The 26,974-nt window shown below is 47.4% G+C and carries 16 protein-coding genes; 7 read left to right on the top strand and 9 right to left on the bottom strand.

The features are described 5' to 3' along the window. Positions 1-181: 181 nt before the first annotated feature. The 4 genes from JNN12_02705 (at position 182) to JNN12_02690 (ending at position 6,542) form a co-directional block, all read left to right on the top strand. Entirely contained in the window at positions 182-3,460 is a 3,279-nt protein-coding gene (locus tag JNN12_02705; protein ID MBL7977224.1) for a DUF1080 domain-containing protein, read from the top strand. Between the two features lie 60 nt (positions 3,461-3,520). After that, positions 3,521-4,273: a hypothetical protein gene (locus tag JNN12_02700; protein ID MBL7977223.1), complete on the top strand. Its 753-nt coding sequence runs from the start codon at positions 3,521-3,523 to the stop codon at positions 4,271-4,273. A 252-nt stretch (positions 4,274-4,525) separates the two neighbouring features. Then, on the top strand, positions 4,526-5,317 hold the full coding sequence (locus tag JNN12_02695; protein ID MBL7977222.1) for a hypothetical protein: 792 nt from the start codon (positions 4,526-4,528) through the stop codon (positions 5,315-5,317). A 1-nt stretch (position 5,318) separates the two neighbouring features. Further along, on the top strand, positions 5,319-6,542 hold the full coding sequence (locus JNN12_02690) for an NAD(P)/FAD-dependent oxidoreductase (protein MBL7977221.1): 1,224 nt from the start codon (positions 5,319-5,321) through the stop codon (positions 6,540-6,542). 292 nt (positions 6,543-6,834) lie between these two features. Here the strand turns inward: JNN12_02690 and JNN12_02685 are convergent, their stop codons facing one another. From JNN12_02685 to nspC, 7 genes are all read right to left on the bottom strand, one after another. Further along, positions 6,835-10,014 carry a pentapeptide repeat-containing protein gene (locus JNN12_02685; protein ID MBL7977220.1) on the bottom strand — a complete coding sequence of 1,060 codons (3,180 nt, stop codon included), beginning with the start codon at positions 10,012-10,014 and terminating at the stop codon, positions 6,835-6,837. Positions 10,015-10,169: 155 nt separating this feature from the next. Next, on the bottom strand, positions 10,170-12,422 hold the full coding sequence (locus JNN12_02680) for a M1 family metallopeptidase (GenBank protein MBL7977219.1): 2,253 nt from the start codon (positions 12,420-12,422) through the stop codon (positions 10,170-10,172). A gap of 6 nt (positions 12,423-12,428) precedes the next feature. Then, positions 12,429-13,850, bottom strand: coding sequence for an aminopeptidase P family protein (locus JNN12_02675; GenBank protein ID MBL7977218.1), 1,422 nt, complete (start codon positions 13,848-13,850; stop codon positions 12,429-12,431). A gap of 432 nt (positions 13,851-14,282) precedes the next feature. Next, on the bottom strand, positions 14,283-14,744 hold the full coding sequence (gene tnpA, locus JNN12_02670; protein ID MBL7977217.1) for an IS200/IS605 family transposase: 462 nt from the start codon (positions 14,742-14,744) through the stop codon (positions 14,283-14,285). A 141-nt stretch (positions 14,745-14,885) separates the two neighbouring features. Beyond that, a complete protein-coding gene (locus JNN12_02665) occupies positions 14,886-16,694 on the bottom strand; it encodes an NACHT domain-containing protein (protein MBL7977216.1) in 1,809 nt (602 codons plus the stop codon). A 408-nt stretch (positions 16,695-17,102) separates the two neighbouring features. Next, positions 17,103-19,781, bottom strand: coding sequence for a PP2C family protein-serine/threonine phosphatase (locus JNN12_02660; protein MBL7977215.1), 2,679 nt, complete (start codon positions 19,779-19,781; stop codon positions 17,103-17,105). 72 nt (positions 19,782-19,853) lie between these two features. Next, on the bottom strand, positions 19,854-21,044 hold the full coding sequence (nspC, locus tag JNN12_02655; protein MBL7977214.1) for a carboxynorspermidine decarboxylase: 1,191 nt from the start codon (positions 21,042-21,044) through the stop codon (positions 19,854-19,856). Between the two features lie 249 nt (positions 21,045-21,293). Between nspC and JNN12_02650 the strand changes: the two genes are divergently transcribed. Next, positions 21,294-23,717: a leucine--tRNA ligase gene (locus JNN12_02650; GenBank protein ID MBL7977213.1), complete on the top strand. Its 2,424-nt coding sequence runs from the start codon at positions 21,294-21,296 to the stop codon at positions 23,715-23,717. A gap of 105 nt (positions 23,718-23,822) precedes the next feature. Here the strand turns inward: JNN12_02650 and JNN12_02645 are convergent, their stop codons facing one another. Continuing rightward, a complete protein-coding gene (locus JNN12_02645; GenBank protein ID MBL7977212.1) occupies positions 23,823-24,551 on the bottom strand; it encodes a hypothetical protein in 729 nt (242 codons plus the stop codon). 130 nt (positions 24,552-24,681) lie between these two features. Here JNN12_02645 and JNN12_02640 point away from each other — a divergent pair, with 130 nt between their 5' ends. Then, a complete protein-coding gene (locus JNN12_02640; GenBank protein MBL7977211.1) occupies positions 24,682-25,488 on the top strand; it encodes a DUF1295 domain-containing protein in 807 nt (268 codons plus the stop codon). Positions 25,489-25,492: 4 nt separating this feature from the next. Next, complete coding sequence (locus JNN12_02635) at positions 25,493-26,089, top strand: dephospho-CoA kinase (GenBank protein MBL7977210.1); 597 nt, start codon at positions 25,493-25,495, stop codon at positions 26,087-26,089. Between the two features lie 7 nt (positions 26,090-26,096). Here JNN12_02635 and JNN12_02630 read toward each other — a convergent pair whose 3' ends face one another. Further along, complete coding sequence (locus JNN12_02630) at positions 26,097-26,858, bottom strand: 1-acyl-sn-glycerol-3-phosphate acyltransferase (GenBank protein ID MBL7977209.1); 762 nt, start codon at positions 26,856-26,858, stop codon at positions 26,097-26,099. Positions 26,859-26,974: the final 116 nt, after the last annotated feature.

The raw sequence follows: 26,974 nt of genomic DNA, 5'->3' as shown, positions 1-26,974 counted from the left end.
CTTACAAGTAGGGTAAAATATTTTATTTTTAACGCATCAAAACCTATGCGGGTTTCCAGAAACATCGTTGATCTGGCATTAAGCGCCCCGCCGCGTGTCTTCGCGATCAAGGCCCAATAAACGATTGTCTTATCCTTGCAAGGGCGTATCTTAAGGAGTTTCGTTCCCAAAAGCTATAACCATGCGTCTCAACTTCACCTTGTTCTTTTGTATAATTTCCATTTTTGGATGCAAAAAAGCAGATATTCCGGTTCCAATGCTCACGCCGGATGAAGCCATACGCGATTTTCGGGTGGCTGAGGGGTTTCAAGTGGAGTTGGTGGCTGCCGAGCCGCAAATATCATCGCCTGTTGCCATTAATTTCGACGAAAATGGCCGGATGTGGGTCGTGGAGATGCGTGGATACATGCCAAACATCCATGGAACCAATGAAGACAAGGCGGTCGGACGAATCAGCATTTTGCAAGATAGGGATGGTGACGGCTTTTTTGAATCGGGAAAAACTTTTATGGAGGGCTTGGTACAACCCCGTGCCTTGTCGTTTGTAAAAGGTGGTGTTCTCTTGGCCGAGCCGCCCAACCTTTGGTTTGTACCTATTCAAAACGACAAACCAGGGCAAAAAGTCTTGATAGACAGTACCTATGCCGATACCGGAAATGTGGAACATCAGCCCAATGGCTTGCTCCGTGCAATGGATAACTGGATTTACAGCGCCAAAGGAGAAGTTCGGTATCGCCAGAATGGAAACGGATGGCTACGCGAGGAAGCGATTTTTAGAGGACAATGGGGCATTAGTCAAGATGATTATGGGCGACTGTTTTACAACAACAACAGTACCACGCTCCTTGGCGATGCCTATCTGCCAGCCGTCTTTCCAGTAAACCCACACCATGCCCCAAAGTCCAATACCATTTACAACCTGCAATTGGTGGCAAATACGGTTTTTCCACGCCGTCAAACACGAGGGGTAAACCGAGGATACGAAAAAGACGTATTGGATGCTGCCGGAAAACTCCGGAATGTGACGAGTGCCTGTGGCCCCGTTATATATCGAGGTGATCAGTTTCCAGCAGCGTATCGCGGTCACGCCTTTGTGATGGAACCTGTTGGCTACCTTATTAAACACATCCGGTTACGAGAGGAGAACGATCAACCACGGGGTGCTTTTGACGCTGGAAAAGAATTTTTGACCGCCACCGATGAACGGTTCCGCCCGGTAAATGCCCATACTGCTCCAGATGGATCGTTGTTTGTTGTGGATATGCATAGTGGTATTATCCAACACGCCACTTACATGACCCCTTACCTACGGAATCACATTCAGCACTACCGATTGGATCAGCCTACTGGCATGGGGCGTATCTTCCGTATCCGACATAAAAACAAGCCACTGGCGAAAGCACCTCAGCTACGGATGGCTACCGTAAAACACTTGGTGGCGACACTCTCCCACCCCAATGGCTGGTGGCGCGACACGGCCCAACGGCTCTTGATAGAGCGTGAAGATCCAACAGCTATTCCATTATTGATTGAGAGTTCGTTGATAGGGGCACCGCTCACGAAACTCCATGCCCTATGGACCTTGGAAGGACTAAAGGCACATTCAGTGGAGCATTTAGACCGTATTTGGCAGACCGCGCCAGAGGGCTTTATCCGAGAGGCCATCTTACACCAAATGGCCCGATGGGCAGGCGGAGAGCAGCACGAGACGGCCTTGTCTTGGTTGAAGAACCATCCCCCCAGTAAGTCGGTAAAGGTGCGAGAAAAAGCCAGTTGGGTGGCAGCCATTGCTGCCCATGCCCGCGATAACGTCACGGTATTAAAAGAAGTATATCCGACCCTTGCCGAGGCAGATACCTTTCCGGTGCTCATAGATGCCTTAATTACCAATATAGCAGGTCTGGAGACGCCTGTACTGCGCCTTCTGGGCCAACATGTACCTACTTCTGTAAAAAACGCCCTGCATGAGGCAATCGAAAAATCCCGTCAATCGTCCGATGCCGCTTTGCAACACCTAAGCAAGCCGGAACGCGGCCTTTTTGCCGCAGGAAAAGGAAATTATGCCAAATATTGTGCTACTTGTCATGCTTCTTCGGGTGAAGGAATTAAGAATTTAGCGCCACCTTTGGCTGGATCGGAGTGGGTATCGGGCGACCCCCGTTTGTTGGGTCGCATCGTCTTGGATGGCCTTACTGGGCCCATTACCGTCCAAGGGGAAACCTACACGTTTAATGCACCTATGCCTGGATTCCGCGATAATATTGAGGTGAATAACGAAGCACTTGCAGGCATCCTTACTTTTATCCGAAATAGTTGGGGGCATAAAGCAGGGGTTGTCTGGGCGAAAGATATGATCCTACTCCGTGCAGAGACCCAAAGACGCAATAAGCCCTATGCAGAAAAAGAACTCAGGGCAATATCGCCCAATCCGCGACATATTGGCGTGATACAACCGCTACGGACGTACCATACTTCTTCGCCTGCGCAAGTACGTCATAAAATGACCATTGACCGGCCCCGCTGGCGCAAACTCTTTGACGGGAAAACCTTAAAAGGTTGGCATATTTTGGGTGGAAAAGCCACCTTCCGCGTTGAAAATGGCGAAATTATTGGGGAAACAGCCTTGAATACGCCGAATACATTTCTGGCCACCCACGAGCGTTATGGAGATTTTGTCTTAGAATTAGAATTAAAAGTGGATACCCTGCTCAACTCTGGCATTCAGATCCGGAGCAATACCTTCCCCGACTACCTAAATGGCATGGTACACGGGTATCAAGTTGAGGTGGATCCCTCTATACGGGCCTGGAGTGGCGGTATATATGACGAAAACCGCCGTTTGTGGATGTATGACCTAAAAAACAAGCCTAAGGCCCAGCAGGCTTTCCGCAACAACCAATGGAACCACTACCGAATCGCAGTTGTGGGGAGCCGCATACGGACATGGGTGAATGGGGTTCCTATTGCCGACTTGGCTGACGGCCTTACCCTTAGCGGTTTCATCGGCCTGCAAGTTCATGGTATTGGCAATGATGTCACCAAAAAAGGCTTAAAAGTACGCTGGCGAAACATCCGTCTGTTGGATTATCAAACGACCACTTGGTTTGCCAATTCAGACCCCCAAGATCACCCCATCTCGGCGGTGAACGACGACCTCCCAGTAACTTTTTGGCAATCCTCTGCACCCGATTCATGGATTGAAGCCGATTTCAAGCGGCCTCGCCTTGTTTCATCGGTGCAAATAGCTTTTCATATGGCCGCAGCGCGTCGGTATGCTTTCCGGATATTGGCTTCCGAAGAAGGGAGACACTGGCGAATTTTGAAGGAGGGTCAAAGTAGCCCACAAACTGGCCTACAAACCTTTTCTTTCCCTTCGACAACCACCCGATATATCCGGATTATAGGACTTGGACATGCAGAGGGCCGTGAAAATGCCTACACTACCATTCGTATCCCCTAAAATAGCAGGCGAACCATTTTGGCAGACCATCGTTATGAAGGAAAATAAGTTCTAAAATCCATGCGAAATATTAAACCTCTCTTTCTGAGCAGCCTTTTGGCCGTAATACTGATCGGTTGTAACCAATCAAAGGGCGATCAAAAATTACCCTTTACAGAAGATACGAGCGTCCGAAAAACGGTCATTGCTCAGCTAAAAAGCATGAAAACCGACGACTTTCGGAAAGCATTCGAGCGGGCTGCACACCGAAACCACCAATCGGAAGTGGACTTGCGTGTTTTGGATACATCCGGGGCCGAAGCGGGAAGGGAAGTTAGAACGTTAAAATTCGTCCCCAAGCAACCACCTGTCGTGCGCTCTACCATCCAAAGTGGGCTGTTTAAATCCGGAAACATAGAAGAAGTCCCTATAACCGACATAACCTTTCCTGCACTCTTTTTACCAGATCCCAATGCCATGCAATCGGCTCAGTTCTGGGAAAAATACCTCTACCGACAATTAGCAGACCGAACCCTGCCTTTTGGGACTGTACACGTTTTCGAGATGGTCGCTCATCCGAACAACCGCACAACGCCTGAAATCACCCAACTGCGCTATTTTATCACCAAAAAAGATCAAAAATTAGTAGGGGTAGAAATAAAGCGCACTATTCAAAATTTTATTTTTGCCGAGCAATCTTTTGGTACGCTTTTGCTTCAGCCTGTTGCGGGTACGTGGCTTCCCATCCAGGCCCGTTTTACGCTGCTTTCCCAAACCCTCTTTCTCTCTCCGCAAAACCTTTCCATCCGTTATCGGTATGCCTATGAGGGGTAGGGGAATCAGAGAACAAGTATGCGAAAATTTGTAATGGCTGAATATGTCTTTATAATAATTTTACAGTGGCTACATTGTTATTTATTAAAGTAAAAAACAAAGTTTTAAATAGATTATAGACCAGCCCAAAGCTATTTGCAGTGTTTTATCCAAAGTGAAGCAAAACACATGGCAGGAAATATACACGCACCTTGTTTATACACCATTGCCACTGGTCGGTAATCCTATTATCTTTCAGAAACCCATAGCAGCATGAAAGAAAGGCTTTATACCGAAAAAGAAACGGGCGCCCTCATCCATAAGGCATATGAGCTTCAGCAAGCAAACGATGTCCAGAGCGGGTATGGCCTGACAGAGCAGGAATTGCGGAAATTGGCTGAAGAAATGGGTATCCAACCCCATTTTTTGGAGGAAGCACTTCAAAGACAAGACGCGCAAGTACTAAAAAAAGAATTTTATTTCTGGGGCGCCCCCTTGCAAACCACACAGGAAAAAATGGTAGAGGGCGAAGTAAGCGAGGAATTATGGGAAGAAATGGTGCATAAATTACGCTTTACCTACAAAAATCAAGGGCGTGTGGAACGGGTAGGCAATACCCGCGATTGGATTTATGCATCCAATGACGACGAAATAGCAGCGATCAGCGTCACCTCTAAAAATGGCCGCACCCGGATTCGCCTCCGAGAAGAACGTTATGGCTTACAATTGGGCTTGGTGTTTAGTACCATTTTTATCTTTATTTTAACGGGTATTGTGGGCGACGCCGCATCCGATGCCGGACTTTCGGGTTGGTTATTTGCATTTTTAACCCTATTTGTAGGGTATTTACTTCAACGATTGGCGGTTATACAAAGCAACCGACAGCCCACAAAAGGAGAGGTTTTGCTCCATGAATTTCGCCAGATGATAGAAACCGAGGCTCCTACACGAGCCGCCAATGCCGTCACTCTTTCGGCATCCCCGCGTATCTCGCTTCCCGACGAAGAACTCCCTATCGAAGACGAAGATATTTCTGTAAATCTACGCAATAGAAGCCGTATATAAAATGACTCACCCCGATATTTTGGTCATTGGCGGTGGAGCCGCTGGCTTCTTTGCGGCCATTCAAGCAACGACGTCTAACCCCAACGCAAACGTTTGCATATTGGAACGTGCGCCCTATGTTTTGGGCAAAGTACGGATTTCCGGTGGCGGGCGATGCAACGTAACCCATCACTGTTTTGATCCCAGCGCCCTGATCCGTCATTATCCTCGTGGTGGAAAAGCACTGATTGGCCCGTTTAACCGCTTTAATCCAAAACATACCGTGGCGTGGTTTGCCGAGCGTGGCATTGCCCTCAAAACCGAGGCCGATGGGCGCATGTTTCCCGTTTCCGACTCTTCCGAGACCATTATCCAATGCTTGACCGAGGCCGCAAAAAAGGCGGGCGTGGTGGTAAAAACCAAATGTGGACTCCGCAAGCTTATGCCTTTGAATATGGCTGGCTGGCGGGTGATCACTTCCGACGGGCAAGTTATTAATACCCCAAAAATTTTGGTGGCCACAGGGAGCAATGCGGCTATTTGGCAACAATTAGCCGACTTGGGGCACACCATCGAGCCACCGGTTCCGTCTTTGTTCACCTTTAATACCCGCGATACACGATTGGCGGGTTTGGCGGGTGTCTCGGTTCCCCATGCGACGATTCGGGTTGTGGGAACCAAGCTGCAAGCCGAAGGCCCGCTCTTGGTGACGCATTGGGGGCTTTCTGGACCCAGCATTCTGCGGCTTTCGGCGTGGGGTGCACGCTTATTAAACGAAGCCCATTACCGCTTTACGATAGAAATCAACTTTACAGGTAAGGCCACCGAAAGCGAAGCCCTTTCGCTCTTTGAACAACAACGAACCTTGCACCCAAGAAAAAATATGGGGACAATCCCTCTTTGGGGCCTGCCTACCAGACTTTGGCAAAGCCTGACCGAGGCCGCCCAATGCGGGGTCATTCGGTGGGCGGATGTTTCCAAAAAGCACTTGCAACACCTGGCCCAACAATGTGTGAGGGCAACGTTCGAGGTGGCAGGAAAATCTACCAACAAAGACGAATTCGTAACGTGTGGCGGTGTGCGTTTATCCGAGGTGGACTTCCGAACCATGGAGAGCAAACGGTTCTCCGGGTTGTATTTTGCCGGAGAAGTCTTGGATGTGGATGCCTTAACAGGTGGCTTCAACTTTCAACATGCTTGGACATCGGGATACATCGCCGGAAGTGCCATGACATCACCGTCTTAGGTGAAGGATATAGCGCGTTTGTGGGTGGCAAAGGTTATGACCAATCAACCCTTTCGTAATTTCGTGGCTTTTTAAAACAGTATGTTTTTTATGATGCCAGGGCTATGCCCCTTTTGCTTTATTGAATGTGCGGTTTCTACGAAGATCATAGGGCTATGCCCCATTTATTACGTCTGTTCTAAAGAAATCGTACAGGGCGCGGTTTTATTAACGCTTTCGGGTGCTGAGAAAACCCTTTCGCATCCGAAGGATCGGAAGGCGTTTGTTATTAACAAGGTTTTTATGCCGGTGGTCATTCCTTCAAGCAACCATGCGCCACCAAGAGCGCTTTCATCTCCGCCCACGACTGCACTGCTTGCCCCTCGAAAGTCGCCCCTTCCCATTGCGCCGTTTCCATGCCGCGTGTTTCTTCATCCTCCCATAACCCTTCTCCAAACTGTACGTCTCGATTCCATGTTGAATGGCGCAAATCGGCAAAAGATAAATCTGCCCCTTTTAGATTTGCGCTTACAAGATTTGCGCTTACAAGATTTGCGCGATCAAGATTTGCGCTATCAAGATTTGCGCTTACAAGATTTGCGCTTACAAGATTTGCGCGATCAAGATTTGCGCGATCAAGATTTGCGCGATAAAGATTTGCGCTATCAAGATTTGCGCTTACAAGATTTGCGCTTACAAGATTTGCGCTTACAAGATTTGCGCTTACAAGATTTGCGCTTACAAGATTTGCGCTTTCAAGATTTGCGCGATAAAGATTTGCGCTTACAAGATTTGCGCTTTCAAGATTTGCGCCCGCCCAATTCGCATTTTTCCAATTTTGATAGGCAAATGAAAACTGCCAAGTGTCTAAATCACCCAATTTTTGTTGGCTAAATTGGAGGTGTTGATGGCGTAAGGCAAATAATAAAATCGAAACTTTGTTGCGTTCCCCTTCTTGGCAATTTATTAAAACATCCAATTTTTGTTCCAAGCGTTTTGCTTCGATGCGTTGGTACAAAGGCGCACGATATTTCTCTATCACTTCGCGTTTTTTAGCCGAATCCCAATACCTTAATTTATTCAATTCAGCGCGTTCTTTTTTTGCGGTTTCGCTTTTTTCATACGTTTCCATTTCCGCATCCACAACCCTATCCCAGGTTTGTTTCTCTTGCTCGGAAAGCAAATTCGTACCCAAAATCCAAACCGCATAAAACGTATTCAATGCCGCTTCGATGGGTGGCAAGCCGTCATCGGTCAAGGCAGAAACGAAGTCGCGGCGGATCAGTTTGGGCAATAGCTCGGTGAGGCGCTGGCGTATTTTGTGGCGGTCTTTGTCGTGGTTGGGGTTATTGGCGTATCGGTGGCAAATGTCGTGAAAGTACTGCACAATTTCGGGCGAGAGCCATTTGTAAGCAAGGAGTTCGTGCAGTTTTGCCAAGACGGTTTTGGCATCATAAAAATTCGCTTCCTCATCTTTGAAGGTCAAAATACGGCACATCCGTGTAAAAAGCCGTTCCGCAGCCAAATATTCCCAAAGCGACTTGTGCAAAAACTCAATGGCATATTGTGCTTCTTTGGCTTCGGCAACTTTATCTTTGTCTGAGGTTGGCACTTGCACAAAATAGAATGCCGAGAACAGGCTTCGTAAATCGGCTTCTAAGTCCTTGAAGCTTTCGCGCCCAATGGCCTTGGCAAAGGTATTGGCACTTTTACGCAAAAGCCCTTCGGTATCATCAAAATCGGTATGGCGGATGTATTCGTGGCGGTTTAGGAAGATGAAATAGGCCATATCCCGCAAGAAACTTCGCGCAATCTGCTGATCGGCTTCTTTTCGGGGCGTAAGCGATCCTAAGCGGCTTTTGCCTTTACTGTCTATCTTGGGTTGTTCGCGCTCAATGCTTTTTTGAATGAGTTTATCAAACAATTCTTCGTACAAGGTAGCACGGTTCATGCCTGTCATAATGGCCATTTCAGACATGGCGACCATTTGCAACAAAAGCGGTTGAGACAGCAATTCGCACACATTTTGGTAGAGGTCGTCATCATCATCAGTATTATTCAAAAACTCCGCTAAGGGCAAGGCTGTTTTTTGTGTAGCGTTTTGGTACGTTGCCACATAGTTTTTCTGTTCCTCAAAGCTCAAATCTGCTAAATGCGCGACCAAGACATCGGTTTTAAGGTGTTCAAGTTGGTGCAAAGGAACATACATGGTGCGGCTGGTGAGCAAAACGCGCAAGGTGCGGTATTCTTCGCCTTTCAACTGTGCGCTCAATACGTCCAAGAAACTTTTAACATCGGTATCGCCGCGCCCTTGCTGCATATACAACTCGTCGAAGCCGTCCAAAATCAAGATACCATGTTCCTTAAATTCAAAATCGGCATCATCGAGGCGGTGTTTTTGGGCAAACCAGGTCTTTAAGCTATGCAAAGGGCTTCCCCAGAATGTGTCTTGTGCTTCAAGATTGCGCAATTTCACAAAGTATAACGGCTTCGTTTCGGTGCTTTCGTCTTGCGCCAAGTCGTGCATAAAGCGTAAACAGCAGGAACTTTTGCCTTGTCCGGGATGACCGAGCAAGAGCAGAAGCCGTGCATTTTGGGCTTCTTTATCTATCTTCGATAAGTTCAGGTTGCGTATTTTTCCTTGTGCAAAAGCGCGTAGGAACTTATGTATATCATGGTTTTCAGGGTTGTCGCAAGGTGCTGTAAATTGATATTGCTTGGTGCGTTTTCGCCGCCATTCTTGTTGTAAGCGTGGGTTGTCGGGAAAGCCTTGCTTGTTTTTCCATGCTTCTTCCATTTCATCTTCACCCATCGAACCCCATTCATGTGGCTGTTTCCCTGCAAATAGCACAAAACGGGGCATGATGTACGCCTCTTTCAGCGCAAATTCTTTCCCAAAGGCATCTGCGGTTTCGTAGAGCTGCTTCCACGTTTGTTGTTGCTCGCGCCAGCGCAGCACACGCTTTTGATACGGAAAAAACTTATCGTTCAGCGCTTGATCAATAAACGCGCTTTGGCTTGGCGTTGCTTGTAAGGCGGTGTACAACGCTTTGGCTACGAAGGTGGGATATTGCAATACATACTTTTCCTTCAAACGGGCTGCCATCGCTTCCCTTTTCAACCATGCTTCAAAACTACGTTGCGCGGCTTTCACAAAAGGCTGCTCATCGGGTTTTTGGTAAAACTCTTCGTTTATCTCGAAGCTTTCTTGTAACACATCCAGAATGCCTTCTTTTCGGTACAAGGACACATCTAGTGCATAATCACGATGATATTGTTCCAAACATTCAATCCACGCCTCGATTAACGCAGATTGTAGCCATAAAAAAGCCTGTTGTTCGGGTGTTTTGTCTTTAATGTCCTTATAAGCCTCCCGCAAAAAGCTACCAAATTTGAAGTCGGCAAGGTCATCTAAATTGTTCAATATGCCTTGTAACACGTTTTTTCCGTGTTCACCTATTTTTTTCTTGTCTTGTCCAATGGATATTATCATCGCTTTGGTGTGCTAAATCGTTAAGGAAAATACGGAAAATGGTTGCTTCGGAATTTAGTTTTGTTAATGCTTTTGGGTTTTGCAAACGCTGAAAGGTAGTTTCGCATTGCGAGGATCAGGGCGCGGTTTTGTTGCATAAAAGGTATTAAGCATCCCTAAGGCTTGCGCAATACCCGAAGCGCTTCATCGGCGGCAGTTTGAAGTACATTGCGCGGCGAAGCCATTGTTCGCGCCGCTTCCAACAATGAAATATCCGATGGGTTGCCGCAAGCGCCCAAGGCACGAAGTGCTTCAGCTTGTACCAAATAGCTCTTGTCGTTGGTAAAAAGGGTGCGGAGGGTTGGTGCATGCGTCGTTTGCTTGGTTGCGGCAAGTCCCCGAACCGCCGAAACACGAACCCGTGAATGCGCATCGTTCAGTTGTGCGCGGAAGAAATCAGCAAAGCGATTGGGATCGGAGGCATTCACAAAAACCTGGGTTGCCGCTTGGCGTATTGCCCAAAACGGAGCTTTTTGCGCAGTTTCTTGTAACAACGAAGCATATTTTTCAAGGTCTTTCCCAAAATATGCAACCGCCAAAAGCTGGTCGCGCACATTTCCGTCTTGAAGGATCTTGCGCCATTCAACTTCGGATACATCATATTGCACTTCTGCTGGCAGCGTCATGTCAGGATCGAATCGGATGCGTGGTTTACCAATATGTTCAGGTTTGATGCGATAAGAAATACCCGTTTTCAAACTTTGCGCCTCGAAAGGAACGCGGATGGTTTCATTGGAAAAAACGAGTTCGACTTGTGTTTTGATATTGAACAGCGGAACGGCTTCCGAAAGCGTTTGTGTTTGTAACACATTTAACTGCACGACCCTTTCCGCCTCGTTCCATTCATAGTTTACCGTAATACTCGGATGTCCTGCACGGTCAATCCATTGATTGAAAAACCAATCGAGATTTTGCCCTGTTGCATCTTTAATGGCATCTTTCAAGTCTTCTGTCGTTGCAGGTTGGAAGGCGTGGCGTTTTAAAAAAAGTGCCAAAGATCGGGTGAAAGCGTCTTTTCCCATGACAGCACGCAAATAATGCAAGACGATTGAGCCTTTGTGATAGGTGTGGCGGTCAAAATGCTCGTTGGGCATGGTAAATCCGCGATAGCGCATGGGGCGCGTATATTTCGTATTTGTTTCTTGCAAATAGCCATTCCATTTGTCCATGCGGTATTTTTGCCCTTCTTTTTCGCCAAGTGAATGACGGATATAATCATTTTCGGCAAAGGTCGCAAAACTTTCGTTGAGCCATGTTTCCGACCAATCGCGTGCGGTGATGAGATTGCCGAACCATTGATGCGCGGCTTCGTGTGCGACCAGCCAATGGCTGGGAAAATCGGGATCGGCACGTTCATCGTGGATCGTACTTTCGCCCAGAACCGTTGCACCTGTGCTTTCCGCCCCACCGCCGATGCCTGGAATCGTGATCTGATCGTTTTTATCCCAAGGAAATGCGGTACCAAAAAGTTCTTCCATAAACGCCATGATGCTTGGTGTTTGATGGAACGAGCGCATCGCATTTGGGACCTCTTTGGGATACACCCAATACCCAAGCGACACCTTTTTATACTGCTCGTGCAAAACCGCATAATCGCCCACCACCAGCACAGAAAGATAGGTAGAATGGGGCTTTTCTTGCTTCCAATGTACCGAGCGAACGCCATTTTTTACCGTGTTGGATATTAGTTTCCCATTCGAGAGTGCCTTCATGGAAGCAGGAATGTGCGCGATGAGTTCCTGACTTGCTTTGTCGTTGGGCGTGTCATTACAAGGAAACCAATGCCGCGCACCTTCGGGAAAAGAGAGCGTATTGGCCAAAACGTTGCGCGATTCCGTCGCTTTTTTAAAGGTCAAGCCTAAATCATAATCTGCCGACATGCCAAACTTAGTAGGATCAGGCTTTACGCCAATGGCTTCGTATCGAATCGTAACGGCAGCTTTTTCGTCATATTTCAACGATTTACCCAATTCAATTTGCAAGCCGCCTTGCCGATGTCGCAGACTTGGCGCATACTCAAATTTCAGTGCTTTCCCCTGAAAGTCGCGTACATCCTTAACCCTAAAGGTTTCTGCATCCAATTCGATTTTCTTCAGACCGTCTTGTAAAGCGCGAAAAGAAACCGTTGTTTCTCCGAAAAAGGCCTCTTGTGCAAAATCCAAGCGGAGGTCAATTTTATAATGCAGCACATCATAATTGCGCGTTTTTTCGGGAAACGGCGTTGCCTCAAACAACGCTTTGGGCTGTGCAGAAATTGAGGAAACGAAGATAGATAAAACAGAAAAAATATTCGCAACGAGGAAAATGTTGGTGCGATGCTTCGTTTGGACGTTTGCTTTTAAACAAGGGCTGAAAATCAAGTTTTGCATGGCTATTTAGTTTTTGAGTGCTTTTCTAAACTGCACAATACCCGTTTCTTTCATCAGCGCTTCGATCTCCTCAATCGTTGTTGGCATGAAAGCCGTGAAGTTTTCTACCCCCTTTTCGGTAACGACCACCACCTCTTCCATGCGCACATAGAGCAGCTCTTCGGGAACCCAAATCATCGGATCCACCGAGAACACCATGCCTTTTTGAAGCGGAAGCGCCCGATAATTCGCTGCATCGTGAACGCTCATGCCCACCCCATGCGACAAATGTCCACGAAACGAAAGCGCATTACGAACGGCTACTTCATAATGGGGCTTCGACCATTTCCGCGATTCGATGTACGTTTTCATTTCTGCCGCCGCCGCATCCATGATTTCATTGCTGGTACGATTCGGTCTAATCTGCTTCAAAAGGGCATCTCGATACGCAATAATAAAACCATACAATTCGCGCTGTTCGGGGCTAAATTTGCCATTGACGGGCCACATTCGGGTGATGTCGGAAGTGTAATATTTATAATCAGGCGCATAATCCAGTAGCACCAAGTCGCCATCTTTGAGCGGCATATCATTGTGGAAATAATGCCCCATCCACGCATTTTTGCCCCCGCCGACGATAGCGGAATAGCCTTCGCGCCGCGCACCATTGACTTGATACATATACCGCGCCGCCGCCTCAAGCTGATACTCATACACGCCCACTTCCGTAGAGCGCATCGCTTCCATAATGCCATGAGCCGCCAATTCAGAAGCACGGCGGATAAGGGCAATTTCGCGCTCAGATTTTATCATGCGCATTTCGTCAAGGATCGGCGAAAGGTCTTTCACCGCCAACTGCGGATAACGTTGTTGCAAGCGCTCAATGAACCAACCTTCACGAGAAGGGCGGCCATCCCAAGGATCGGCGCTGTTGTTGGCAAAAGCCGCCAAAGATTGGTCGCGGGCATCGTTGCCAATTTCGGCAGGGCTGAATGGGGTGAAAATCGCGGGCATCGGTTGTCGAACCAAGTTGCCCCAAACCCAGTCGCGCCCCAATTGCTCAATGGGCCAGACTGAGAAAACGCCCGTCAATTCGCGCACTTTTGCGCCATCTTCTGCGGAAAGTCGCTTGCCTTCATTACGCTCTCGTCCCTGATCGCGGTGAGGTAAATACAAGGTTGCGCGACGCGAGCGACCATCTAAAACCAAGTACGAATTGGGCGTTTCAAGTCCACATAGGTAATAAAAATCATTCGATTGACGAAACACGCGATAGTCTAATGGCTCGGCAGCCGATTGAATGATCGCAACGTTCTGCCCAATTTTATCATAGACCTTATTCCATCGTGCAGCAAATTCTTCGGGCGGAAAATCCGTTTGATAACGAATTTCGTTTTGTGCAAACACGCAAGAAGCACAAAGCAAGTAGAAAGCAAGATATTTGAACATAAGAAGCGCGCATTAAGATAAGTGAATTGGAAAAGAACAAGATACAAAAAAGGCAAACAGAAAATTCTACTTCCCTGTTTTGGTACTATGAACGCTTTCGGGTGCTGCAAAAACCCTTTCGCATCCAAAGGATCGGAAATCGTTTGAACCGAGGCGCGGGGTTGTTAACGCTTTCGGGTGCTGCGAACGCCGAAAGGTTATGGGTTCTACGAACGCCGAAAGGTGGAACGGAAAACCCTTTCGTATCCGAAGGATCGGAAGGCGTTTATCATAAAAGGGGCGTTAGCCCTGCAATCTTGTTTATTCGTGCCATTCAAATCATGTTCCCAAATCTGCTTACGGCTTTGATTGATGGAAGGGGCGTTAGCCCTGATGTCTTAGTAGAAAAGGATTTCAAATATTGGCAAAGGGGCGCTAGCCCTGCAATCTTGTTTATTCGTACCATTCAAACAGGTATTGCGCGTCATAATCCACATCAAATTTTTCAAGCAAATTCAGATATTCATCCTTGAAGGATTGTTTTTTGTGATGTTCGGGCTGATTCAAAATGTATTTCACAACCTTGTCAATGTGTGATTTAGAATAGGTGAATGCGCCATATCCATCTTGCCACGAGAATTTTCCTTGTATGTAATTTTTTTCGTTTAGCCATTTAGACGAACCTGATTTCACTTGCTCCATTAACTTCGAGGGCGAAATCGTTGGATGCAACCCAATGAAAAGATGCGTGTGGTCGGGATTGCAATAAATAGCAAGAGGTTTACATTTTTGATGGGTTACAATCCCACACATTACTTTTTCTAATTCATCTCGAAATGCCTCTTTGATAAGGTTTTGTCTGCCTTTAACGGAAAAAACAAATTGAATGTATAATTGTGTGTAGGTATTTGCCATTTCGTATAAGATGTCAGGGCTACGCCCCTTATGTTGTGGTGAAATACTGATTGATCTACAAAGATTGTGGGGCTACACCCTTGCCCTATTTTGCAAAGTAAGCGCTCGAATGGCTGAATCTTCGCGCCGACGAACAGAGCGCTACGCCGTTTTATCAGCAGCCATCTTCGCAAACGCATCCCGCAAGTTCTGATGCCTGAACCGCCAAATGCCGCCGTCTTGCTCCAACAGCTTCGCCGCTACGCCACGCGCCAACACCGTAACCAACCGAAGCGGAAACCGATACGCAAGCCACAACGCAACCCGAAGGCAGAGATGCTGGAAGAAGGCGTTTGAGATGAGTAAAACGATTGGAATACCTATGAAGCCAAGCGGTTGTTTTGGGTTTTGCAACATTGCCCATAGCCACGAAATAAAATCTAAATTTGAGCCTTTGTATTGTGCTTGGAAGTAGGCAGCAGGTGGTAGTGCAATTAAAAAGATAAACGCCCATTTCAATCCTTCATTCCATAACGAAGCCTTTAAGCGTGTATAAGGTTTTTGTAGTGATCCTAACGATTCGGTTCGCATTCCTGCATCAATCAGCCCGACGATCAGCCCGACGATCAGCCCGAAGATCAGCCCGAAGATCAGCCCGAAGATCAGCCCGACGATCAGCCCATACACCCATTTTCGCGTTCCCAACATCGTGGGTTGCAAGTCCGTCAGCTCAAACGTAACCTTGTTGCGTGGTTGCATCTGTGCGGCAAGCCATGAAAGCGTGTGGCGCAAGATTTTGTCGCTACCCAACTGCTTTTCCATGAAATACTCTTGTATCTCGGCGGCTAAAAGTTCGGGGTTTTGCGTTTCCATCCATTTTGGTACGTCGCTGCGAAATTGGTAACATTCCATTGCCAAGTTCAAGTAATACGGCGTGGTAACAACCTGGTTCGACGCGGCGTTGTGTTCCACTGCCTTAATCAAGTTTTGGGCTTCGGGGCGGTCTTTTTGCTCGGCACGTTGTAACGAAGCACGAATAGAGCGCCATGTTAGCGGTTGCACTTCGAGTTGGGCATTCACCGAAGCGTTTTCGTTCACATCTTCGTATTCGTCCACACGCGAAGTCAGCACATAGCGCACATTGGGGTATTCGCCGCAAAATTTATCCAACGCTTGCAAAAACGAGGCGCGTTCTGCTTGGGCGGTTTCGTCTAAGCCGTCTAACATGAGGCAGATTTTGCTTTGTTGAAGCAACGAAAGCAGTTCATCGGGCAAGAGGCTGAAAATGGGATCGTGCTTCAAGGTAGCGCCGAGCCAACGCACAAAGGGCAACTTGGTGGCAAGCGTGTCGGTCAGGGCTTTGTTCGGTGCGTTATTAAACCCAAAACGCTGCAAAAAGCCTTGTTTCATCTCTTTATCGGCGATGTTTTCGTGCCACGTTGCCACGTTTAGCCACACAGGAACGGGTTGCGTGTCGTCTTGTTCAGCGCGTTGGCATAATTGTAGCGCCAAGTCTAAGAGCAAGATCGTTTTTCCTGCGCCGGGCTTGCCAATCATCAGCAGTTTTTTGTGTGCATCAAACGTTTCTAACCATTCTTCGGGCTTAATGTCGCGCTTCTCTTGTTTGAAATACTTCTCGGCAAATGCTTTGTCTGTGCCTGTGGTGCTGGGTTTAAGCGTGAGCGTTACAGGCAAACGCTTCATGAGTTTCTGCTCGGTGCGTTTTTGGTAATGGGCTTTGGCTTTGTCTAAAAGCGTTTTGGGTTTCTTGGAAGGAGCATTTAGTTTGTCTTGCAAAAAACGAAGATAAACCCAAAGTAGAATGAAAGGTAAGAACGTAGCCCAAACATAATATCCGTTGACTTTGAACCATTTTGGAGGAAAATCCAAATCAGAAAGAATGTTCACGAATACGCCAAGCACGACAACGCCAACAAAAATATCCAAAAATATGAGGATGATTTTACGCATAAGCAAGCAAAATAAGAGGAATGGTTGCTTCGCAATTTATGAATGATTTGTGTTTCGCACAAGGTTTTTATCTGCGATTTTGTGGCTTTATCATCGGTTTAAGATGTTAGGGCTACGCCCCTTTGTGCCTTCTTGAATGTGTGGCTCCTACTACGAAGATCATAGGGCTACGCCCCATTTGCGCCCGTTCTAAAGAAATCGTACAGGGCGCGGTGTTGGTAACGCTTTCGTGCTGCAAAAACCCTTTCGCATCCAAAGCATCGGAAGGCGTTTGAACCGAGGCGCGGGGTTGGTAACGCTTTCGGGTGCTGTGAACGCCGAAAGGTTATAGGTGCTGCGAACGCCGAAAGGTGGAAAGAAAACCCTTTCGCATCCGAAGCATCGGAAGGCGTTTATCATGGGAAAAAATCAGGTGAGCTTAAACACCAGCATCGTCATGTCATCGCGCTGACCAGCCCTACCGACAAAAGATTGCACTTGTTCTTGCAAAAACTGAATCAGTTTTTCGGGTGGTTTTTGGGCATGTTGAGCCACCAATTCTGCCAGTTGTTGATCGCCAAAAATGGCTTTTTGCTCATTGGCAGCCTCCGAGAAGCCATCCGTATAAAGGACAATCGTGTCTCCAGCACGCAACGAGATGGTTTGTGCCTCTATCAAGGCATCAAACTGGAGACCGGAGGTCATGCCAATGGCCATCCCGTTTGGTCGGAGGCTCTCGGCGATTTGGCTATTGGAGCGCTTAAGCAAGGTGGGATTATGTCCGGCACGAGCAAATGTAAAGGTACGCTTTTGGATATCAAGTATGCCATAGACCACAGAAACGAAGATGCCAGGGCGGGCATTTCGTTTGAAGTGGCGGTTCACCCGACAAAGCACTTCGGCGGGATCATTGGTTTCCATCATCAGGGTTTGAAGCATCCCTTTTATGAGGGTCATGTAAAAAGCGGCCTGAATGCCCTTTCCGCTAACATCACCAATGGCGATTCCCATGCGGTGTTCGTCCAACTGGAGTACTTCATAATAATCACCGCCCGTTTCGTGTGCTGCTTGGCATAACGCTGCAAGGGCTACCCCTGGCATTTCCGGCATTTTCCCTGGGAGAAAAGATTGTTGCACCTCATGGGCAATTTCTAATTCGCGTTCTACCCGTTTTTGGTTGGCCATTTCAAGCAAATAAGCCGGGGTTCCAGTAGGCAATGCTGTATCTGTGCGTCCTTTTGATAGGGCGAAAACCCCATAGAGCAACAAGAAAACCACCAGCGAAACAAAGAAAAGAAATTCGGTTCGGTCGGGAGCTGCAATAGCCAGCCAGTTTGGGGTTAATAACTCTGCTGTTATAAAAAGAACATAGGCCAAAAAAATCGTTAGAAGGTCATAATGCCAAAAGGCCCAAGAAGTGGTAAGCGAAAATAAAAGAAAAAGGAAAAAATTGTGATAGAGCGGGAAGGTTGGCGATGCAAAAAGGGGAATGGTGGAGAGGGTCAGGCCCATCAGAATAAACCACCAAAAGGTGGATACGCGGGGTTTTAGCCAACTTCCTACGCCTGCGTAGAGCAATTGTAAGAACAAAATGCCATTAAAGGTTGCATAAAAGAGGGCATATAAAAACGGACTAAAAACCTGGTTGGTCAAAAACTGGTCTGGGCTGCCCCCGCCAAAAACCATTAAGGCGCCAGAGAATAACCACCGATAAAGCCCGGAAAGTCCCAATAAGACCCCTGTGATGGCAATTGCTTGTAATATGGTACGACCAATAACAGCATTAAAGACATATAGCCTTCGGATCAATTGTAAAGAGCGGAGTTTTTCCGGCCATACGGCATACATCATCGAGTCGGTGGCGCCCGAAATCATGAACATCAGTAATGCACCCGCTCCACCGCCGAAGAAAATCCCTAAGAAGATGCTCAAGCGTGCCTCGGTGGGGAGCGCTGTATTCGTGGCGTCGTGCCAAAGGGTACTGGCCAGCATGGCGGTTAAAGCCCCCCCAACAAATAATCCATCGCGAGTGGCGGACTGGATATCGAGGATGCGTGCGGAAATCCGCCTGAAGAACACAAAGAGATAGAAAAGGGTTAGGCCAATGGCTACAATACCAAAAAGCAATGTGATGGGTGCGGTTATGTCTCGAAGATTAGGGACGAATTGATGGGGCTTTGCGGGTAAAAAGGTGGTTCGGATGCTAAGCAACTGCGCATTTTGGGTCAGCCGGACGGAGGTTCGCTGTGAGAGGTCATGAGAGGGTGTTTTAGACGAAAACTGAAGATGCGCCACCGAATTTCGTACCCAGAGAGAATCCAATTGCAGCGAAATACCCTTGTTTGTGGTCGTATTGAGGTGTGCCTGTGCAAGGGTCATGGCTGAGGCAGCGTCTAAGGGCTGTGGTTCGCCGGCCAACAAACGGGGTACGTCTATCTTGGAAGATGCGTTTGCAATCGTCCGCATTAGCGCCTCGCCTGTTAATGTGTCGGGAATAGAGAAATAAAAAAGTGGGCGATTGGTAGCGTCTTCCTTCCCTTCGAGTCGTGCCGTTAGAAGACGGCGTTGGTCTGAGGTGAGGGAAAGTTGTTGTTGATGAATCTGTTGAAGTGCGCTGGTCAACCCAGCGTCGCTTCCTTTAACCACCTCCAATCCTTGTGTTTCTTGTCGCAGTCCCCAAATTTGCCCCGATTGTGTGAGCAAAACCTCGGCTAAAGGGCTACGGAATTGGTTTTCGCCTGATCTACGGAACGAAACCCGCCAGTAATAAGCCGGAAATCGTTCGCTAAAAGGGCGTTGGTGTAAAAGTGTAACGCCTTCATTTCGTCCTTTTTCCCATTGAATCAGGGACAATAAGGCCGTATTTCGTCGTAGCTCGGCGGTGGGCGTAAATCCGGCAGTGCTATATCCTGCCCTTTTCAAAAAAGTTTGTGCCCGCTGAATAGCCACGTCGTTCCCCAAGTGCCAATCGGCGGTGGTATCCGGATGGGTAAGAGGGGCTGTAATCAAAAAAATACATATGCCCACCAATGCCCCAAGCAAAAGGATGAGGTCTTTCAGAAACAGCCGATGGCCAAAAAATGGAAGTGAGAAAGGGTTTAGGCGCATAACTTAAAGACCATAAGGAGAAGCCAAAAGTTACGTATTCGGCCATGCTGCGAGATACACAACCGGGGCCACCTATCCGAGGCGGTCTTTAAAACTTTCGTATCCATAGCTTCGGAGTAATTCAAATTGATTGTCTTCATGCCAAATACCAATAGAGGGTAAAGGAACCCCATTAAAAGTGGTGGTTTTGACCATTGTATAGTGCATCATGTCGTCAAAAACCACGCGATCTCCAATCTTTAAGGGTTCGTCGAAAGAATAATCACCCATAAAATCGCCCGCTAAGCATGTCATCCCGCCGAACCGATAAGTGGGTTTTCCGTCAATAGGGTCTTGATAGGCATGATGAATTCGGGGTTTATAGGGCATTTCGAGTGTATCGGGCATATGGGCCGCAAAAGAAACATCCAGCATCGCAACCTGTATCCCTTGCGAGTCGAAAAGGTCTTGCACAGTCGAGAGCAAGTAGCCCGTTTGCCAGCCAATAGCGGAGCCGGGCTCGAGGATAACTTCTACCTGATACCGTTCTTTGAATCGTTGGAGCAAGGAAATTAGATGCGCCGGGTTGTAATCGGCACGGGTGATGAGGTGACCGCCGCCAAAATTCACCCATTTTGCCTGATGCAGCAAGTGGCCAAATCGGGCTTCTACATGAACCAAGGTGCGTTCTAAAGTGTAAGAATCTTTTTCGCAAAGGGTATGAAAATGTAGTCCTTCAATACCTTCGGGTAGGGTTTTTCCAAAATGGTCTGCGGTAATGCCCAGCCGAGAGCCGGGGACGCATGGGTTGTACATTTCGGTCTCTACCTCAGAGTATTGTGGATTGATACGAATGCCACATGATATTTTATGTAAGGTCTCTTTCTCATAGGCGGCCACACGGTCTTTAAATCGTTCCCATTGCCCCAACGTATTGAAGGTTAGATGGCGGGTATAGGTGAGCATTTCGCTAAACTCGGCTTCTAAATAGATAGGTGCATAAACATGTGCCAAGGTTTTCATTTCTTCCACGCACAGCCGAGCCTCGTTGAGCGATGAGGCTGTTGCACCATCCAAATATTGACGCACCATCGGAAAGGTACGGTACAAGGAAAAGCCTTTAAGCGCCAAAATGAGGGTACAGCCCGATTGTTCCTTTACATAGTGCAACTTCTCTAAGTTCCGGCGAAGTAGGCACTCTTCCATCACAAAACATGGCGATGGGAGGTTGTTAAAGTCAACGGTTGTTGAGACGGTGGTTTTTTCGACGGGTAATACGGTCATGGATTGCGGGGCTAAAATAGGAGCGTAATGACAAAGGATACGGCAATAACAAACCGGAAAAGGCGAAAAAAAGGGGGATTTAAAAACCATACGCCATAGTTAAGCATCTAAAATCAAAACATGTGGCTTTTACACAAAATATGCAGGTTCTTGGTATCTTGCGTATTAGATTAACCTGATGCATTTGGCAAATTACGCCTTAAGCGTACCAAAAAACCGAATATTCATCCTTCCGCAAATAATACCACAATGGCATCATATCCTGTTTCTGAAATTGAACGTAAATGGCAGGCTTACTGGCAAGCCCACAAAACGTTTTGTACTCCTGAAGAGGTGGACACCAGTAAGCCCAAGTATTACGCCTTAGACATGTTTCCGTATCCTTCCGGGGCTGGATTGCATGTGGGACATCCGGAAGGATATACTGCCACCGACATCACCGCACGTTACAAGCGGATGAAAGGTTTTAATGTACTACATCCCATGGGGTGGGATGCTTTTGGCCTGCCCGCAGAGCAATATGCCATCAAAACTGGGACACATCCCGCCGCTACAACTGCACAAAACATCAACCGCTTCCGTCAACAATTACAGAGCCTCGGTTTTTCGTATGATTGGGAGCGTGAGGTGGATACCACCGACCCGAAGTACTACCGCTGGACGCAATGGATTTTTGCTAAACTTTACGAAGTAGGCTTGGCTTATGTGGCCGAAGTGCCTGTGAATTGGTGCGAAGCATTAGGAACGGTACTGTCGAACGAAGAGGTGATAGACGGCAAGTCGGAAGTGGGCGGCTTTCCGGTTGTCCGCCGTCCGATGAAGCAGTGGATGATGAAAATCACGGCCTATGCAGAGCGTTTGCTGGAGGACTTAGATACCTTGGATTGGCCAGAAAGCCTAAAAACCATGCAGCGCAACTGGATTGGGCGCTCGGAAGGGGCCGAATTCGAGTTTGTTGTGGAGGGGCACGATGCCGCCATTCGGGTTTATTCTACTAGGCCAGATACTATTTTTGGCGCAACGTTTATGGTTTTGGCCCCAGAACATCCGCTGGTGATGCAAATTATGACGCCAGGCCAAACAAATGCCGTAGAAGCCTATCGTGAAGCCGCAGCCCGAAAATCTGATTTAGAACGAACCGAACTGGCAAAAGAAAAAACTGGCGTTTGGACCGGGGCCTATGCCATTAATCCGGCCAATGAAGAGCGAATCCCTATCTGGATTGCCGATTATGTGTTGGCGACCTATGGAACTGGGGCCATTATGGCCGTTCCGGCACAAGACGAACGAGACTGGGAATTTGCCGAATTGTTCGGCTTGCCCATCATTCGAACGGTTCAGCCTCCTGCAGGCTTTCAAGGCAAGGCGTATTTAGGGGATGGTCCTGCTATCAACTCCGGCTTCTTGAATGGATTGGGTGTAAAAGAGGCCAAGTCCAAAGCCATCCAATGGGTCGAGCAAACAGGCATTGGCACCAAAAAAACAAACTACAAACTCCGCGATTGGCTCTTTAGTCGGCAACGATACTGGGGTGAGCCTTTCCCGATTATTTATGTGGAGGGCGAACCTAAACTGATTCCATTGAACGATTTGCCCTTGGTTTTACCTGAAATGGAAGACTTTAAACCTTCCGGAACCCCCGAAGGCCCGCTCTCCAAAGCAACAGAATGGGTACATACCACCGACCCAGAAACCGGGAAACCTGCCATTCGGGAAACGAACACTATGCCGCAGTGGGCTGGATCGTGCTGGTACTACCTCCGGTATATAGATGTGGCAAACGAACATGCGTTGGCAGATATAGATAAACTCCGTTACTGGCTTCCGGTTGATTTATATGTTGGCGGAGCCGAACATGCCGTTCTGCACCTATTGTATGCACGCTTCTGGCACAAGGTTTTGTATGATCTGGGCGTAGTCCCTACCAAGGAACCTTTCCAGAAATTGGTGAACCAAGGTATGATCTTGGGCGAAAACAATCAAAAAATGTCTAAGAGCCGTGGGAATGTCATCAATCCAGATGATATCGTTTCGGAGTTTGGAGCCGATTCTTTGCGCCTCTACGAAATGTTTATGGGGCCATTAGAACAAATGAAACCTTGGAGTATGAATGGAGTGGCTGGTGTTCACCGCTTTTTGAATCGGGCATGGCGGATGTTGGTGGATGAGAAATCTGGCGAAATACTGGTCTCGGACGAGGAACCTACAGATATACAGTGGAAAGAAATTCATCGCTTGATCAAAAAAGTGGGCGAGGACATCGAGGCTATGCGATATAATACGGCTATTGCCGCGATGATGGAGTTTGTGAATGCAGCCATGCAATGGGAAAACCGTCCGCGCAAGGTGATGGAGCCTTTTGCCTTAGTACTTAGCCCATATGCCCCGCACTTGGCGGAAGAATTATGGAGCCGAATGGGACACGGGGAGACGTTGGCTTATGAGCCTTGGCCAAAATACGACGACATGTATCTGCAAGAAAATACCGTAGAGATTGCTGTTCAGATCAATGGTAAACTCCGCGCTACCATTACCATTCCGGTGGAAGCCCCAAAAGATGAAGTATTGGCCCATGCCAAGGCACAAGCCAATGTCCAGCTACATTTAGAAGGCAAAACGATTCGGAAGGAAATATATGTGCCTGGGAAAATTGTTAATATTGTGGTGGGTTGATGAACGAAGGTGAGAGTACAAAAAATAACAAAAAGAAAATCGCCTCTTCCCATACAGAGAGAGGCGATTTTTTTATTGCTAAATCGTGTATAAAACGAAACAGGATTAGTTGTCAGAGAACAGGTCGTCAGCTACGGTGGGATTTACAGATATCTCATCATACTTAACCTTGATGGTCAACTCATTGCCCCCCATGTTTTGAACGATCTTCATTTCGTTGACAAACGAAAGGCCATCCTTGTCTATCCGGTTTACAAAATACTGGGTAGAGGTTCCGTTGTCTGACTCTACTTTAGATGCGAGGCAAAGCAGAGACGTTTTGTCGTAATAACGGGTGTGGGTGTCCTCTTTTTTGGTGTAGGTAAGTACATACACCGCCTTGTTCTCAAAAGTCCCTTCGGCAAAGGTATAGGTGGTTGCGGTGTCATTAAGCAAATTCTTTTCGGAACTGGCATTTTTTTCAATATTTGCCTCGTCCTTTGGAATTTCTTGACGTCCAGAGAAGCTATGGTCCATCCATGCTTTTTCTGGCGTTACCACATTCTTAATAGACATCATTCCCATTGGGGTACCAATTTCTTGGGAAACAACCGAATGTGTAGGGAATTTATTGGTTTGGCTGATGGTGCCATCCAAATCGCCAATTTCTGTGCCGATAATGGTAAGGGTTCCCTTTCGGGTGAGTGTTAATACATTTTCCCACTTGGTGCCGCCGCTTTTGTCATAGGCCGCTTGAAGCAAAGATTTTGCGTCGGTGACAGCAACATCTTGTGCAAAAGCGCCGGATGCAGCAAATACAAAGCTAAGAAGGAAAAAGGTGAAAATTTTTTTCATGGGTTTGAACAAGAGTTTAGGGTAGTTGCCCGGTAATGATGTAATTTAGTAATCACCGGAAGTTAACAGGGGAAACTACGGCTTTATTTGGAAAAAGGTTACAGGAAGGCGTATAAAAAATGAGGCGATCATGAATACAATGCGGGAACTCTGGATGAATAATGTAGGAATGGTCTGGGGGTTAATGACCCTTGTATGGGTGTTAAGCCTGATTCGGCGGGATTCCGGCATTGTGGATGTCTTCTGGGGGCTGGGTTTTTTGATGCTTTCCCTTTATACTTTTTGGTGGGAGTCGGTGGGGGTTCCACGCCAATTTGTATTCATGGCAATGGTATTGATTTGGTCTCTCCGATTGGCAATGCATATCTTTTTTAGGGGGGTGGGAAAGCCCGAAGACTGGCGATATGCCCAGTGGCGGTCTGCGCAGCCGCTTCAATGGTGGTGGAAAAGCTATCTGAAGGTTTTTATGTTGCAAGGGGCAATCATGTTGGTCCTTTTTCCCGTGATGATGGTGGTTTTGGTTACTCCTATTCCAGATGACTGGACCGTTTGGGATACTGTTGGAAGTGTGTTGTGGGGCTGGGGGGTTATATTTGAATGGGTAGCCGATCGGCAGTTGCGGAAGTGGAAAAAAAATCCACAAAACAGCGGGCAAGTCATGGATCGTGGTTTGTGGCGATACTCTCGACATCCAAATTATTTTGGAGAAGCGGTGCTTTGGTGGGGATACGGCTGTTTTGCGGTTGGAGTAGGTGGATGGTGGACGTTATATGCACCACTCATGATGACGTATTTATTGGTTAGGGTTTCTGGAGTGGCCATGCTGGAGACGGGGTTGATAACGCGAAAATTGGCCTATCAAGGATACATACAACGCACTTCGGCATTTATTCCTTGGAGGCCAAAAAAGGAAGCCAATAGCGAAAAAATGAAATAAGTGTATGAAAACATTAGGGATAACAGGTGGAATTGGCTCTGGCAAAACTACTGTCTGTAAAATATTAGAGAAACGGGGTGCCCTCGTTTTTTATGCAGACATAGAAGCCAAGCGGATTCAGGTGGAAGACCCGGAAGCCCGTGCAGAAATCGAACAAGTATTCGGAACTGCGAGTTATTTACCAGATGGGAGCCTAAATCGGGCTTTTTTGGCTCAGCAGGTTTTCTCGGATGCTTCTAAAATGCGTTTGCTGAATGGCATTGTACATCCAAGGGTTAGAAAAGCTTTGTTGGATAAAAAGAAATGTGCCAAGAATGCTGGATACCCGCTCTTGGTATATGAGGCCGCTCTTATTTTTGAAACGGGTGGTGAAGACGTGGTGGATGCTGTTTTAGTAGTAGATGCTCCGACCCTCGACCGTATTCAAAGGGTACAAACACGGGATGGCAGCACGGTGGAGCAAGTAGAAGTCCGAATAAAAAACCAACTTTCATCGGATGAAATGCGTCGCCGTGCCGATTTTGTAATCGAAAACAAAGGTAATCTCATAGAACTGGAAGAACAGGTGATTCGGTTCTGGAAGCAATTTGTGGAGCCATAATCTTGTTTTAGCGGCAATTCCCCTCTTCAATGGCCTTGCACATGAACGCACGGGTTTGTTCAGCTATCAGATTTGCGCGAATAGCCGGGTCCGGGCTAAAAGAGACCAAGGGATGAACGGTTGCCGTTTTGCGGTGTCGGTCCTTGGCCAAACGCCACATTGCAGTGTACATACTTTCGGAATCTGATAACCAGCGGCAAACATTGGGATGGCTATAGTGGATGATCACGGGCAGATAAGGTAAGTTACTCTCTACGGCCAGCTTAAAAGCACCTAGTTTGAAAGGTAGTAGGTTATCTTCTTCTTGGTTGTTAATAGCCCCTTCTGGAAAAATGACCAAAGGGGGGCGTGGTGTCTCGTGCAACTTCTCGGCGACTTTTTTCTTGGCAGCCGCTAACGATTTTCTGTCTGAGCGATTTACAAAAACGGTATCTATCGCAAAAGCAATCCATCCAATGAATGGAATGGTTTTAACCCCGTGATTGGCCAGAAACCGTACTGGCGAAACCGAAAAAAGGGTGGTAATGTCGCCATAGGAGAGGTGATTGGGTAGAATTAAGCCCTGATGCTGTTGGAATTTTGTCGAATCGGTGCAGACAACCTGTATCCCAAAAAGCCACGACGTAATCCGTGACATCCACATGGGTATCCATACCGCCAAGCGAATGCCTTTGTATCGGAACGGAATGAGTGCCAATAACAGAATGACAAACATTCCGGTGGCTAAAACGACAATCAATAAGGCGCAGCGGAGGATGGCTAATGGCATGTTGGCATTTGTATTTTTTGTCTTTACGGTACACTACCCAAGCCAGAATATACTCAAAGACGCTCTTAAGCGCATCGTCCCATAATAAAATCTTCGCTGGCTCTCATTGATGGGCA

This window comes from Bacteroidetes Order II. bacterium, assembly GCA_016788705.1.
GTDB lineage: Bacteria > Bacteroidota > Rhodothermia > Rhodothermales > UBA2364 > UBA2364.
The sequence above is the reverse complement of the archived record's forward strand: the minus strand, read 5'-3'. Positions and strand labels throughout refer to the sequence as shown.